This window comes from Pseudomonas saudimassiliensis (genome assembly GCF_000939975.1).
GTDB lineage: Bacteria > Pseudomonadota > Gammaproteobacteria > Pseudomonadales > Pseudomonadaceae > Halopseudomonas > Halopseudomonas saudimassiliensis.
The window spans coordinates 946265-960297 of record NZ_LK391969.1 but is presented as its reverse complement, the minus strand read 5'-3'; the positions used below and the strand labels follow the sequence as shown (position 1 = coordinate 960297).

General features: G+C 64.2%; 11 protein-coding genes. 8 read left to right on the top strand and 3 right to left on the bottom strand.

Going from position 1 to position 14033, the window contains the following annotated elements; translation table 11 throughout:
* The first annotated feature begins 110 nt into the window (after window positions 1–110).
* From ribF to ispH, 5 genes are all read left to right on the top strand, one after another.
* Complete coding sequence (gene ribF / locus VG99_RS04560; RefSeq protein WP_044498526.1) at window positions 111–1049, top strand: bifunctional riboflavin kinase/FAD synthetase; 939 nt, start codon at window positions 111–113, stop codon at window positions 1047–1049.
* Between the two features lie 11 nt (window positions 1050–1060).
* Entirely contained in the window at window positions 1061–3892 is a 2832-nt protein-coding gene (ileS, locus tag VG99_RS04555; RefSeq protein ID WP_044501439.1) for an isoleucine--tRNA ligase, read from the top strand.
* A complete protein-coding gene (gene lspA / locus VG99_RS04550) occupies window positions 3885–4382 on the top strand; it encodes a signal peptidase II (protein ID WP_044498525.1) in 498 nt (165 codons plus the stop codon). Before ileS ends, lspA begins: the two co-directional genes overlap by 8 nt.
* Before the next feature lie 250 nt (window positions 4383–4632).
* The gene (gene fkpB / locus VG99_RS04545; RefSeq protein ID WP_044498524.1) at window positions 4633–5073 is read left to right on the top strand and encodes an FKBP-type peptidyl-prolyl cis-trans isomerase; all 441 of its coding nucleotides are present in this window, start codon (window positions 4633–4635) and stop codon (window positions 5071–5073) included.
* A 35-nt stretch (window positions 5074–5108) separates the two neighbouring features.
* Window positions 5109–6056 carry a 4-hydroxy-3-methylbut-2-enyl diphosphate reductase gene (gene ispH / locus VG99_RS04540; RefSeq protein ID WP_044498523.1) on the top strand — a complete coding sequence of 316 codons (948 nt, stop codon included), beginning with the start codon at window positions 5109–5111 and terminating at the stop codon, window positions 6054–6056.
* An 87-nt stretch (window positions 6057–6143) separates the two neighbouring features.
* Here ispH and VG99_RS04535 read toward each other — a convergent pair whose 3' ends face one another.
* Genes VG99_RS04535 through coaE form a run of 3 tightly spaced genes read right to left on the bottom strand, consistent with a single transcriptional unit; the run spans window position 6144 to window position 7895 of the window.
* Window positions 6144–7079, bottom strand: a complete 936-nt coding sequence (locus VG99_RS04535; RefSeq protein WP_044498522.1) for a Nudix family hydrolase — start codon at window positions 7077–7079, stop codon at window positions 6144–6146.
* Window positions 7080–7086: 7 nt separating this feature from the next.
* Window positions 7087–7275: a DNA gyrase inhibitor YacG gene (yacG, locus tag VG99_RS04530; RefSeq protein ID WP_044498521.1), complete on the bottom strand. Its 189-nt coding sequence runs from the start codon at window positions 7273–7275 to the stop codon at window positions 7087–7089.
* Window positions 7272–7895: a dephospho-CoA kinase gene (gene coaE / locus VG99_RS04525; protein WP_044501438.1), complete on the bottom strand. Its 624-nt coding sequence runs from the start codon at window positions 7893–7895 to the stop codon at window positions 7272–7274. The genes yacG and coaE overlap by 4 nt, the downstream gene beginning before the upstream one ends.
* A gap of 186 nt (window positions 7896–8081) precedes the next feature.
* On the opposite strand from coaE, the gene dnaE reads away from it, so the two are divergent.
* The 3 genes from dnaE to tilS all read left to right on the top strand — a co-directional run bounded on the left by dnaE (window position 8082) and on the right by tilS (window position 14004).
* Window positions 8082–11606 (top strand): DNA polymerase III subunit alpha, encoded by a 3525-nt coding sequence (gene dnaE / locus VG99_RS04520; RefSeq protein WP_044498520.1) that lies wholly within the window; start codon window positions 8082–8084, stop codon window positions 11604–11606.
* A gap of 115 nt (window positions 11607–11721) precedes the next feature.
* Window positions 11722–12678, top strand: a complete 957-nt coding sequence (accA, locus tag VG99_RS04515) for an acetyl-CoA carboxylase carboxyl transferase subunit alpha (protein WP_044498519.1) — start codon at window positions 11722–11724, stop codon at window positions 12676–12678.
* Entirely contained in the window at window positions 12679–14004 is a 1326-nt protein-coding gene (gene tilS, locus VG99_RS04510) for a tRNA lysidine(34) synthetase TilS (RefSeq protein ID WP_052508698.1), read from the top strand.
* Window positions 14005–14033: the final 29 nt, after the last annotated feature.

Here is a 14033-nt window from a genome sequence, read left to right as displayed (position 1 = left end):
TGTTCCCGAGGAGCGCTACCTGCCCCTGGCAGCATAGCTTGCCCGATGACGCCGTACCCCCTAAGCCTGTATACTTTCCGGCTTTGACCCATCTGCCTATAACGAGCGCTATGGAACTGGTCCGCGGCCTGCACAATCTGCGCCCCCATCATCGTGGGTGCGTGGCGACAATTGGTAATTTCGACGGTGTACATGCCGGCCATCAGACGATTCTCAAACGTCTGAGTCGTCACGCCGAGCGCCTTGGGCTGCCCGGATGTGTGGTGATCTTCGAACCCCAGCCCCGGGAATACTTCGCCCCACAGAGCGCGCCGCCGCGTCTGACCCGCCTGCGCGACAAGCTGGCGCTGCTGGAAGAGCAGGGCGTAGACCGGGTGCTGTGCCTGGCTTTCAATCGCCGCCTGCGCGAGCTCAGTGCCGACGAGTTCATCCGTCAGGTATTGATCGACGGCCTGGGCGTCAAGCATCTCGATGTGGGCGATGATTTCCGCTTCGGCTGCGACCGCGCCGGGGATTTTGCCCTGCTGCGCGAACGTGGCCAGGACAACGGTTTTACCGTCGCATCCGCCGACACCGTGGCCGAGAATGGCGAACGGGTCAGCAGCACCCGGGTACGCCAGGTGCTGGCCGAGGGCGATTTTGCCCAGGCCGAACGCCTGCTCGGTCGCCCCTTCAGCATTACCGGGCGAGTCCTGCATGGGCAGAAACTGGGCCGCCGCCTCGGCGCACCGACCGCCAACGTACAGCTCAAGCGCATCAGCGCGCCGCTGAACGGCGTCTATCGGGTCAGTGTCCAGCTGGATGGTGTGCGCCAGCTCGGCGTCGCCAATATTGGCTCCCGACCAACGGTGGATGGCGATGGCCGTGCCCACCTGGAGGTCCACCTGCTGGACTTCAACGGCGATCTTTATGGCCGCCGCATTACCGTGGTATTCCATGAAAAGCTGCGCGACGAACGCAAGTTCGACTCGCTGGATGAGCTGCAGGCCGCAATCAAGGCCGATTTTGCTACCGCACGAGCCCAATGGGCCGCCGAATTGAACAAGTGAGCCAGGACAAGATGACTGATTACAAAGCGACGCTGAACCTGCCCGCAACAGACTTCCCGATGAAGGCCGGCCTGCCGGCCCGCGAGCCGGAAACCCTGAAACGTCTGGACAGTATCGGTCTCTACCAGAAGATTCGTGAAGTCAGCCAGGGCCGCCCGCAGTTCATCCTGCACGACGGCCCGCCCTACGCCAACGGCAGCATTCACATCGGCCACGCGGTCAACAAGATCATCAAGGACATGATCGTGCGCTCGCGCACCTTGTCCGGTTTCGACGCACCCTACGTGCCCGGTTGGGATTGCCACGGCCTGCCCATCGAGCACAAGGTCGAGACCACCTTCGGCAAGAACCAGCCGGCGGACCAGACCCGCGAGCGCTGCCGTCACTATGCCGCCGAACAGATCGAAGGCCAGAAAAACGACTTCATCCGCCTCGGCGTGCTGGGCGACTGGGACAATCCCTACAAGACCATGGAATTCCCCAACGAGGCCGGTGAGATCCGCGCGCTGGCGAAGATGGTCGAAGGCGGCTTCGTGTTCAAGGGCCTCAAGCCGGTGAACTGGTGCTTCGACTGCGGCTCGGCACTGGCTGAAGCCGAAGTGGAATACCAGGACAAGAAATCCGACGCCATCGACGTGGCCTTTGCCGTCGAGGACGCCGACAAGCTGGCTGCCGCCTTTGGCGTGGCCGAGCTGGCCAAGCCCGCCAGCATCGTCATCTGGACCACCACCCCCTGGACCATCCCGGCCAACCAGGCGCTGAACGTCCATCCCGAGTTCATCTATGCACTGGTCGATACCGGCGACAAGTTGCTGGTGCTGGCCGAGGAATTGGTCGAATCCAGCTTGCAGCGTTATGGCCTCGAAGGCGAGATCATCGCCCGCTGCGAAGGCAGCGCGCTGGACCACATCCGCTTCCGCCATCCGTTCTACGAACGTTTCTCGCCGGTCTACCTGGCTGATTACGTCGAGACCGGCGCCGGTACCGGCATCGTCCACTCGGCCCCGGCCTACGGTGAGGATGACTTTCGTACCTGCAAGGCCTACGGCATGGAGAACGACGACATCCTCACGCCGGTGCAGAGTAACGGCGTGTATGTCAGCGACCTGCCGTTCTTCGGTGGCCAGTTCATCTGGAAGGCCAACGCCAACATCGTCGCCAAGCTGGACGAAGTCGGCGCGCTGCTCAAGCACGAGCCGATCCAGCACAGCTACATGCACTGCTGGCGCCACAAGACCCCGCTGATCTACCGCGCCACCGCGCAGTGGTTCGTCGGCATGGACAAGGTTGCCAAAGACGGCAGCTCCCTGCGCGCCCGCGCACTGGACGCCATCGAGCAAACCCAATTCGTCCCCGCCTGGGGCCAGGCGCGCCTGCACGGCATGATCGCCGGGCGCCCAGACTGGTGTATCTCCCGCCAGCGCAACTGGGGCGTGCCGATCCCGTTCTTCCTGCACAAGGAAAGCGGCGAGCTGCACCCGCGCACCGTCGAGCTGATGGAAGAAGTCGCCAAGCGCGTGGAGCAGGAAGGCATCGAGGCCTGGTTCAAGCTCGATCCGGCCGAGCTGCTGGGTGACGAAGCGGCCCAGTACGACAAGATCAGCGATACCCTGGATGTGTGGTTCGACTCCGGCACCACCCACTGGCACGTCATGCGCGGCTCGCACCCCATGGGTCACGAGCAAGGCCCGCGTGCCGACCTGTACTTGGAAGGCTCCGACCAGCACCGCGGCTGGTTCCATTCGTCCCTGCTGACCGCCTGCGCCATCGACGGTCACGCGCCGTACCGCGGCCTGCTGACCCATGGCTTCGTGGTCGACGAGAACGGCCGCAAGATGTCCAAATCCCTGGGCAATGTGGTCGCCCCGCAGGAAGTGAACGACAGTCTGGGCGCCGACATCCTGCGCCTGTGGGTCTCGTCCACCGATTATTCCGGCGAGATGGCGGTGTCCAAGCAGATCCTCCAGCGCAGCGCCGACGCCTACCGCCGCATCCGCAATACCACGCGCTTCCTGCTGTCGAACCTCAACGGCTTCGACCCCAAGCAGCACGCCCTGGCCCCCGAGCAGATGCTCGACCTGGACCGCTGGGCGGTGGACCGCGCCCTGCTGCTGCAACAGGAAATCAGCGAAGCCTACGACACCTACAAGTTCTGGAACGTCTACCAGAAGGTGCACAACTTCTGCGTGCAGGAGCTGGGCGGCTTCTATCTGGACATCATCAAGGACCGCCAGTACACCACCGGAGCCGACAGCACCGCCCGGCGCTCCTGCCAGACCGCCATGTACCACATCGCCGAGGCGCTGGTGCGCTGGATCGCCCCGATCCTGGCCTTCACCGCCGAGGAAATCTGGCAATACCTGCCGGGCGAACGCAACGAATCGGTCATGCTCAACACCTGGTACGACGGCCTGACCGCACTGCCGGCCGACGCCGAACTGGATCGCGCCTTCTGGGACAAGATCCAGGACGTGAAGATCGCCGTGAACAAGGAACTGGAAAACCTGCGTAACGCCAAGGTACTGGGCGGTAACCTGCAGGCGGAAGTGACCCTGTACGCCGACGAACAGCTCAGCGCCACGCTGAACAAGCTGGGCGACGAGCTGCGCTTCGTACTCATCACCTCCGCCGCACGGGTCGCACCGCTGGCCGAGGCAGGCGAGGGCGCGGTCGAGACCGAAGTGCCTGGTCTCAAGCTGAGCATCGTCAAATCCGGCCACGGCAAGTGCGTGCGCTGCTGGCACTTCCTGCCGGATGTCGGCAGCCACGCCGCGCATCCCGAGATCTGCGGCCGCTGCGTAACCAACATCGAAGGCCCGGGCGAGGTGCGCAAGCATGCCTGAGCTGCGCCGCAGTGGGCTGATCTGGCTGTGGCTCAGCGTGGTGGTGATTGCCCTGGACCTGCTGAGCAAATGGGTCGCCGAATCGAGCCTGAGCCTGTACCAGCAGGTGCCGGTGATCGACGGCCTGTTCAGCTTCACGCTGGCCTATAATACCGGGGCCGCGTTCAGCTTCCTGTCCGATGCCGGTGGCTGGCAGCGCTGGTTCTTCATCGCCATCGCGGTGGGTGTCAGCATCATGCTGCTGCTCTGGCTGGCCCGGCTGGGCCGCGGCAAGTGGCTGGAAGCCGTGGCGCTGGCGCTGATCCTGGGTGGCGCTCTGGGCAACCTGTACGACCGCATCGTGCATGGGCACGTGGTGGATTTTATCCTGGTGCACTGGCAGCAGAGCTGGTTCTTCCCGGCGTTCAATATTGCCGACAGTGCGATTACGGTGGGGGCGGTGCTGATGATTGCTGATATGTTCTGGCCGAAGAAGGAGAGGGTGGGTTAACTGCTTTTCCCCTCTCCCCAACCCCGCTCCGCGCCCCGGCCCTTCGCAGAGCTCAGGGCGCTCAAGCGGGCGAAGCAGTGCTTCGCTTCTTCCGCTTTCGCCCCGCGAGGGGAGAGGGAGTAGAGCGTGCACAGGGTTTATTACCTACTCAGACCGCCCAGCCCAGTCACCCCTCTCCCCTCGCGGGAGAGGGGCCGGGGGAGAGGGGAGTCCCAACCCCCACCCCACCAAGCAAAACGAGACCCGACACATGACCGATATCACCCGCATCAACCAGAACACCGAAGTCACCCTGCACTTCACCCTGAAACTGCCCAGCGGCGATGTGGTTGATTCCACCGTTGGCAAAAAGCCCGCCACCTTCAAGGTCGGCGATGGCAGCCTGTTGCCCGGCTTTGAGCAGGCCCTGTTCGGTCTCAAGGCCGGCGACCAGCGCAGCTTCGAGATTGAACCCGAGCGCGGTTTCGGGCCGGGTAACGTGCAGAACATCCAGACCGTGCCCCGCGACCAGTTCAGTGACATGGAACTGGAGCCGGGCCTGCTGGTAATCTTCAAGGATGCCGCCGGTGGCGAGATGCCCGGTGTGGTGAAGGCCATCCACGAGAGCTTCGTGGAAGTGGACTTCAACCACCCGCTGGCTGGCAAGGTCATCACCTTTGAAGTGGAAATCATCGAGGTGAAGGCGGCCTGAGGCTGCTGTCATCCATGACTGAATCGAGGCTCCCCATGCAGATCAAACTGGCCAACCCGCGCGGCTTCTGTGCCGGTGTCGACCGCGCCATTGAAATCGTCAATCGCGCGCTGGAAGTGTTCGGCCCGCCGATCTATGTGCGCCATGAAGTGGTGCATAACAAGTTCGTGGTCGAGGATCTGCGCAACCGTGGCGCGGTCTTTGTCGATGAGCTGGACGAGATCCCCGATGACGTCATCGTCATCTTCAGCGCCCACGGGGTGTCCAAGGCGGTGCGCGATGACGCCGATGCCCGCGGGCTGAAGGTGTTCGACGCCACCTGCCCGCTGGTGACCAAGGTGCATATGGAAGTGGTGCGCTACAGCCGTGACGGGCGGGAATGCGTGCTGATTGGCCACGCCGGGCACCCCGAGGTGGAAGGCACCATGGGCCAGTACGACGACAGCAACGGCGGCGCCATCTACCTGGTGGAAAACGAGGACGATGTCGCCCGCCTGCAGGTCAAGGATCCGACCCGGCTGGCCTTCGTCACCCAGACCACCCTGTCCATGGACGACACCGCCAAGGTTATCGACGCGCTGCGCAAGCACTTCCCGCTAATCGAAGGGCCGCGCAAGGACGACATCTGCTACGCCACCCAGAACCGCCAGGACGCCGTGAAGCAACTGGCTGGCGAATGTGATCTGGTGCTGGTAGTGGGCAGCCCCAACAGCTCCAACTCCAACCGGCTGCGCGAACTGTCCGACCGCATGGGCACGCCTGCGTACCTGATCGACGGCGCCGATGAGATTCGCCCGGAGTGGCTGGAAGGGGTGACCAACATCGGCGTCACCGCCGGCGCTTCCGCCCCGGATGTGCTGGTGCAGCAGGTGATTCAGCACCTGCGTGACAGCGGTGCCACCGGTGTGCAGGAGCTGGACGGCCGGGAAGAGAACATCGTCTTCAGCATGCCCAAGGAACTGCGGGTAGTAGAAGTTACCTGATACCTGCGCCGCCCCCTGGGAGGGCCGGGTTCCATCCCGGCCAGCGGCGTCGCCGGTCTGCGCTCTACATTCCTTGCCGCGCCTGCCTCACCTCCAGAGCTGGCGTATCCCGGCTATACCCTGGGCACCCACCTCGAAGGCCTGCTCCAGCTCATTGGCTGACAAGCCACCCAGCAGATAAACCGGCATATTCACCGAATCGATCAGCTCCCGGGCGCGGGTCCAGCCCAGCGGGGCGGCGTCGGGGTGGCTGGCGGTGGGCTGCACTGGTGACAGCGTGACGAAATCTACCCCCAGTGCCTCTGCCAGGGCCAACTCCTCCGCATCGTGGCAGGAGGCAGCCAGCAAGGCGCCGTTCTCAAGGGGACGCCGACGCCGCAAGGGCAGTTCGCGCAGCTGGCGACTGGTCAAATGCCAGCCAACCCCGGGCCAGGGCGGCGGTTCGTCGCCCTTCATCAACCACTGGAACTCATCCGCGAAGCGCGCCAGCAGCCGCTCGGCCAGGGCTCGGTACGCCTCGGCGGACAAACCGGTCTGCCGCAGCTGCGCCAGCCCAATGCCCGCGGCGCGGGCTCGCTCCAGGCCGGCCATCAGTTCAGCCTCATCCGCCAGGTCCGGTGTAATCAGATAGCGCTCCGGCAACTGCGCGGCGCGCACTATCGGGGCGTTGGCGGCCGGAAAGGGGTAGTCATCCAGCTCGCGGGCCGTGACCCAGCGCACCGGCTGACCCTCGGCGCCATGGGCCTGGCCGTCGAAGCCGGTAACCAGCCACACATCCAGGTGCACCGACTTGTCCGGATAGTCGTGGCGAATATCCAGCAGCGGTCGCGCCTGGGTGACGGTGATGCCCAGTTCCTCCTGCAGCTCCCGCCCCAGGCCCTCCAGCCGGGTCTCGCCATCCTCCAGCTTGCCGCCGGGGAATTCCCAGAGGCCGCCCTGGTGCGCATGGTCGGGGCGTTTGGCAATGAGGATGCGGCCCTGCGCATCACGGATCACCGCCGCTATGACATGGATTCGACGCATGGGCGCGTTATTGCTCGCGGAAATCGTCGGAAAACAGGTCCTGTTCCAGCTCATCGCCGGGAATCACATGTTCCTCCGAGGCCCAGGCACCCAGATCGATCAGGCGGCAGCGGGGCGAGCAGAAGGGGCGGTCCGGGAAGCTTTCATCCCAGGTAACCGGGGCCTTGCAGGTGGGGCATGCTACGGTCGTGGTCATGGTTTGGCTCCTGTACTCAGCGCCAGATAGAACTGGTGCAATTGGTCGACCTGGCGGTGCAATGCTGCCAGGTCCTGGTCGTTGGTGATGACATCATCGGCGTGGCGCAGGCGATCGTCCCGTTGCGCCTGGGCCTGCAGAATGGCCCGCACCTGCGCCTCCGGTACCTGGTCCCTCGCCGTGGTGCGGGCGATCTGCAGCGCCTCGGGCACATCCACCACCAGCACCCGCCGGGTCATCTGGTATTGCCCTGACTCCACCAGCAGGGGCGAGACCAGCAGCGCATAGGGTGACTCGGCGGCGGCCAGGTCGCGGGCAATTTCCTCCCGGATCAACGGATGCAGTAGTTGCTCCAGCCAGCGGCGCTCCTCGGCCTCCTGAAACACGCGTTCACGCAGGGCAGCGCGGTTCAGCGAGCCGTCCGGCTGCACTACCGCATCGCCAAAGCGATCCACGATCTGCCGCAGCGCTGGGCGCCCTGGCTCCACCACCACCCGCGACTTGATATCGGCATCCACCACGTGGATACCGTGGGCTTCGGCGAAGCGGGACGCGGCGGCACTCTTGCCGCTGCCGATGCCGCCGGTCAGGCCGATGATGAAGGAGTTGGAAGTGCTCATTGCGGTGTCAGCGCCCTGGGTCTGATTCAAAGGCGCCCAGTATACGTAGATTGGCCTAGCCTGTGGGAGTCGCCGGGGAATGCCGGCTGCCGGGTCGCTACCCGCCGGACCATCATCACTGGCCCCGAGCTGCCCCCGCCGTTACAATCACCCGGTTGATTCCCCAGCCCCCGATTCAGGAAAGATATGAGCGTTTCCTTCATCCATTTGCGCGTCCACAGCGAATATTCATTGGTCGATGGCCTGGTCAGGATCAAGCCCTTGATCAAGGCAGTGGGCGGGGCAGGGATGCCGGCGGTAGCGGTGACCGACCAGAACAACATGTGCAGCCTGGTCAAGTTCTACAAGGCGGCCATGGGTGCGGGCATCAAGCCGATCTCGGGTGTGGACATCTGGCTGACCGGCGAGGAAGACGAGAACCACCTCAGCCGCATGACCCTGCTGGCGATGAATCGCCAGGGCTACCGCAACCTCACCGAGCTGATCTCCCGGGGCTACACCCAGGGCCAGCGCAACGGTTTGGTCACCATCCGCCGGGAGTGGATACGGGAATCCAGCGAGGGCGTCATTGCCCTGTCGGGGGCCAAGGAGGGCGAGATCGGCCAGACCCTGCTGTCCAGCGATCCGGCCCACGCCGACCACCTGCTGCGGTACTGGATGGAGGTCTTCCCCGGGCGTTTCTACCTGGAGCTGCAGCGCACCAAGCGCCCCAATGATGAAGAGTACCTGCACGCCGCGGTCGCGCTGGCGGCCCGCCACAATTGCCCGGTCGTCGCCACCAACGATGTGCGCTTCATCTACCGGGAAGATTACGAAGCCCATGAAACCCGGGTCTGCATCGGCGAAGGCCGGGCCCTGGACGACCCGCGCCGGGTGCGCCAGTACAGCGAAGAGCAGTACCTGAAATCGCCGGAGGAGATGGCCGAGCTGTTCTCGGACATCCCCGAGGCGCTGGCCAACAGCGTGGAAATCGCCAAGCGCTGCAACATCGATGTGCAGCTGGGCAAGTATTACCTGCCGGACTTCCCGATCCCCGACGGCATGACCATGGACGACTACTTCCGTCAGGTCTCGCTGGAAGGGCTGGAAGAACGCTTCAAGAAGGTATTGCCGCCCGATTCGGAAAACTACGAAGAACGCCGCCAGGTCTACCTGGACCGCTTGAAGTTCGAGCTGGATATCATCATCGAGATGGGCTTTCCCGGCTACTTCCTGGTGGTCATGGACTTCATCAAGTGGGCCAAGAATAACGGCGTGCCGGTCGGCCCCGGCCGGGGTTCCGGGGCCGGTTCGCTGGTCGCCTATGCGCTGCTGATCACCGACCTGGACCCGCTGGAATACGATCTGCTGTTCGAGCGCTTCCTCAACCCGGAACGGGTGTCCATGCCCGACTTCGATATCGACTTCTGCATGGAAGGGCGCGACCGGGTGATCGAATACGTGGCCGATACCTACGGCCGCGATGCGGTATCGCAGATCATCACCTTCGGTACCATGGCCGCCAAGGCGGTGGTGCGCGACGTGGCCCGGGTGCAGGGCAAGTCCTACGGTCTGGCCGACAAGCTGTCGAAGATGATTCCCTTCGAGGTCGGCATGACCCTGGCCAAGGCCTATGAGCAGGAAGAGATCCTCCGCGATTTCCTGGCGGCCGACGAGGAAGCCCAGGAAATCTGGGACATGGCGCTCAAGCTCGAAGGCATCACCCGTAACGTCGGCAAGCACGCCGGTGGGGTGGTCATCGCGCCGACCAAGCTGACCGACTTTGCCCCGCTGTATTGCGACGAGGCCGGCGAGGGCCTGGTGACCCAGTTCGACAAGGACGACGTCGAGGCAGCCGGCCTGGTGAAGTTCGACTTCCTCGGCCTGCGCACCCTGACCATCATCGACTGGGCGATGGAGACCATCAACCGCGAGCAGGCCCGCAAGGGGCTGGAGCCGGTGGACATCGACCGCATCCCGCTGGATGATCCGCCCACCTACGCGATGCTGCAGAAGGCCGAAACCACGGCGGTATTCCAGCTCGAATCCCGCGGCATGAAGGAGCTGATCAAGAAGCTCAAGCCTGACTGCCTGGAAGACATGATCGCCCTGGTGGCCCTGTTCCGTCCGGGGCCGCTGCAGTCCGGCATGGTGGACGACTTCATCAACCGTAAGCACGGCCGCGAGCAGATTTCCTACCCGCACCCGGATTATCAGTACCCGGGCCTGGAGCCGGTGCTCAAGCCCACCTATGGCATCATCCTGTATCAGGAACAGGTGATGCAGATTGCCCAGGTCATGGCCGGCTATACCCTCGGCGGCGCGGACATGCTGCGCCGGGCGATGGGTAAGAAAAAGCCCGAGGAGATGGCCAAGCAGCGGGCGATTTTCCTGGAAGGGTGCAGCAACAACGGCATCCATGCCGACCTTGCGGGCAACATCTTCGACCTGGTGGAAAAGTTTGCCGGCTACGGCTTCAACAAGTCGCACTCGGCGGCCTACGGCCTGGTGTCCTACCAGACGGCCTGGCTCAAGGCGCACTTCCCCGCGCCGTTCATGGCCGCGGTGCTGTCGGCGGATATGCACAACACCGACAAGGTAGTGACGCTGATCGAAGAATGCCGCAGCATGAAGCTGCGCATCAAGGCGCCGGATGTGAACCTGTCCGAATACAAGTTCACCGTGGATGACAGTGGCAGCGTGGTCTATGGCCTCGGCGCCATCAAGGGCGTGGGGGAAGGGCCGGTGGAAACCATCGTCCAGACCCGTGCCGAAGGCGGACCTTTTACCGACCTGTTCGATTTCTGCGCCCGGGTCGACCTCAAGCGCATCAACAAGCGGGTCATGGAAGCGCTCATCCGCTCCGGTGCGCTAGATTCCCTCGGCCCGTTCTTCGACACTGAGCAACAGGCCTACCTGCAGCAGGTGGACCGCAACCGTGCAGCCCTGGCGGCGGCCATGGAAGAAGCCATCGCCGCGGCGGAGCAGACCCTGCGCAGCGCCGACAGCGGCCACGATGACCTGTTCGGTGATCTGCTCGGGCCCTCGGCTGAGCGGGACGTGTTCGAAGCCTACCGCAACGTGCGCGAGTGGACCTTCAAGGAACGCCTGCGCGGCGAGAAGGAGACCCTGGGCCTGTACCTGACCGGTCACCCGATCGATGAATACGAGAAGGAAGTCCGCCGGTTTGCCCGGCAGAGGATCATCGATCTCAAGCCCTCCCGGGAGTCGCAGACCATTGCCGGCCTGGTGTTCGACCTGCGGGTAATGAAGAGCAAGCGCGGCGACAAGGTCGGCTTCGTCACCCTGGACGACCGCTCGGCCCGGGTCGAGGTCTCGCTGTTTGCCGAGGCGTTCCAGGCGGCGCAAGCCCTGCTGCAGAAGGACGCCCTGCTGGTAGTGGAAGGCGAAGTGGCAGTAGACGATTTCTCCGGCGGCATGCGCGTGCGCGCCAAGCGGGTGATGAGCCTGGAAGAGGCGCGCACCTCGCTGCTGGACAGCGTGCGCATCAATCTCGACACCCGTCGCCACGGCCCGGACTGCCTGGGTCGCCTCGCCGGTGTGCTGCAGCAATACAAGGGTAATTGCGCGGTAACCATCGAAGTGCAGCGCCCCGATGCCCAGGCCATGCTGCGCCTGGGTGAGGCCTGGCGGGTCGAGCCGGCCGATGATCTGGTGCAGACCTTACGTGACCAGTTGGGCAAGGGCAGCGTCTCTCTGCACTATAGATAAACCGGAATTCAGACATTCTCACGGGATGGGGCTGCTCGACGCAGCCGAGTCAATCCCGTAAGGTAACGCAAAAACAGGATGCCCCGACGCGGGGCCACGCGGATAATCGACGCTTATGATCAGAAGCCAGAAGTACCTCGAATTTGAACAGCCGATTGCCGACTTGCAGGCCAAGATCGAAGAGCTGCGCCTGGTGGGCAGTGACAACTCGCTGAACATTACCGACGAAATCACCCGTCTGCAGGACAAGAGCCGTTCGCTCACCGAGAGCATTTTTGCCAATCTGTCGAGCTGGCAGGTGGCGCAGATGTCCCGGCATCCACAGCGTCCCTACACGCTGGACTACATCCGCCACATCTTTACCGATTTTGAAGAGCTGCACGGCGACCGGCACTTTGCCGATGACGCCGCCATCGTCGGTGGTATCGCCCGCCTGGATGGTCGCCCGGTGATGGTCATCGGTCACCAGAAAGGCCGTGACGTGAAGGAAAAGGTCCGCCGCAACTTCGGCATGCCCAAGCCGGAAGGTTACCGCAAGGCCTGCCGCCTGATGCAGATGGCCGAACGCTTCAAGATGCCGATCCTGACATTCATCGACACCCCCGGTGCCTACCCGGGTATCGACGCTGAAGAGCGCGGCCAGAGCGAGGCCATCGCCTGGAACCTGCAGGTCATGTCGCGCCTGAAGACGCCGATCATCTCTACCGTCATCGGTGAGGGTGGTTCCGGTGGGGCGCTGGCGATCGGCGTGTGTGACCGCCTGATGATGTTGCAGTATTCGATCTACTCGGTGATCTCGCCGGAAGGCTGTGCCTCCATCCTGTGGAAGAAGGCTGAGAAAGCCTCCGAGGCTGCCGAAGCCATGGGCATTACCGCAGCCCGTCTGCAGGAGCTGGGCCTGGTCGATAACCTGATCCCCGAACCCCTGGGCGGCGCCCACCGCGAGCCGGAAACCATGGCCGCGCGTATCAAGCAGCAGCTGCTGGCTGAGCTGGCGAAGCTCGACGAGCACTCCGTCGACGAACTGCTGGACAGCCGCTACGAGCGCCTGATGGCCTTCGGTATCCAGTAAGTGTTCACCCTGCAGGGCCTGCTGCCACAGCTGGCGCCCTGTAAGGACGCCCCGGCCCTATGGCTGGGGCTGTCCGGTGGTCTTGACTCCATGGTGCTCCTTGATGCCATGGTGCAGTTGAGCCGCCAGCACCCCTTGCCTCCACTTAAAGCCATTCATGTACACCACGGCCTGCATGTCGATGCGGACCGCTGGGCGGCGCATTGCGTCCGTGAGTGCGCCGCCCGGAAAGTGCCGCTGCATATCGAGCGGGTCCAGCTGCCGGCCGGCGGCAGCATTGAAGAACTGGCGCGGGATGCGCGCTACGGGGTGTTCGAGCGGTTGCTGGAGCCGGGCCACTGGCTGCTGCTGGCGCACCACGCCGATGACCAGCTGGAAACCCTCATGTTCCGCTTGCTGCGCGGCACCGGCCTGCGCGGACTGGCAGGCATGCCACGCCAGCGCCCGGTGGGCGCGGGGCAATTGTTGCGGCCGCTCTTGCCCTGGCCCCGGCAACAACTGGCGGGCTGGGCCCGCGCCCAGCAACTGGACTGGATCGAAGACCCGGCCAATGCCGACCCGCGCTACGCCCGTACCGCGCTGCGCCATGAATTACTGCCGCAATTGCGCCAGCGCTGGCCCAGCATGCCGGATATCCTGTTGCGGCTGGCCGACCATGCCGCCGAAGCCAATGAGTTGCTGGACGAGCGGGCCAGCGAGGATCTGCAGGCTGCCAGCGGCGGCGTGACGGATGACTGGCTGCGCTGCTGGCCCAGCCTGGACCTCGAAATGCTGGCGACACTCAGCCCGGCGCGGCAGAAGAACCTGCTGCGCTATTGGCTGCATCAGCACACCATCCGCTTGCCGGACCAGCGGCATCTGCACAGCCTGCTTGAGCAGTTGGGCGCGGCAGCGGATAGCCAGCCGGTCCTGCGGGTGGGCGGCGCGCAGCTGCACCGTTCGTCGGGGCGCCTTTGGTTGCTCCCCGCTGGCGGTGTGCCTGCCGGCAGCGACCAGCCGTTGGCGCAATGGGCCGATACCCCGCTAACTGCGGGCAATGGTCGGCTGTGCATACGCCCCGGCAACCTTATCGCCCAGCGCGCGGGCAATTGGCGTATCGGTTACCGCCGCGGCGGCGAGCAGATCAAACTGCCCGGCCGACCGACCCAGAGCCTGAAAGACCTATTCCAACAGGCTGGTATTCCAGCCTGGCTGCGCCCGGCGGTGCCCTTGCTATACTGCGACGAGCGCCTGGTATCCGTGGCGGGCCGCTGGACTGCCGAAGGGGCAGGGGCGGGCACCGGCGAGCACGGATTCAGTCTGTGTTGGGAGCCGGTTTTAGATTGAGCAAGAAAGGGCTGTCTGGTATCCTGACT

Bases quoted from the DNA above. Each gene is read 5' to 3' on its own strand.
- accA (WP_044498519.1), top strand. From the start codon at position 11,722: ATGATCAGAAGCCAGAAGTACCTCGAATTTGAACAGCCGATTGCCGAC.
- ileS (WP_044501439.1), top strand. From the start codon at position 1,061: ATGACTGATTACAAAGCGACGCTGAACCTGCCCGCAACAGACTTCCCG.
- ribF (WP_044498526.1), top strand. From the start codon at position 111: ATGGAACTGGTCCGCGGCCTGCACAATCTGCGCCCCCATCATCGTGGG.
- dnaE (WP_044498520.1), top strand. From the start codon at position 8,082: ATGAGCGTTTCCTTCATCCATTTGCGCGTCCACAGCGAATATTCATTG.
- coaE (WP_044501438.1), bottom strand. From the start codon at position 7,895: ATGAGCACTTCCAACTCCTTCATCATCGGCCTGACCGGCGGCATCGGC.
- yacG (WP_044498521.1), bottom strand. From the start codon at position 7,275: ATGACCACGACCGTAGCATGCCCCACCTGCAAGGCCCCGGTTACCTGG.
- fkpB (WP_044498524.1), top strand. From the start codon at position 4,633: ATGACCGATATCACCCGCATCAACCAGAACACCGAAGTCACCCTGCAC.
- lspA (WP_044498525.1), top strand. From the start codon at position 3,885: ATGCCTGAGCTGCGCCGCAGTGGGCTGATCTGGCTGTGGCTCAGCGTG.
- ispH (WP_044498523.1), top strand. From the start codon at position 5,109: ATGCAGATCAAACTGGCCAACCCGCGCGGCTTCTGTGCCGGTGTCGAC.
- VG99_RS04535 (WP_044498522.1), bottom strand. From the start codon at position 7,079: ATGCGTCGAATCCATGTCATAGCGGCGGTGATCCGTGATGCGCAGGGC.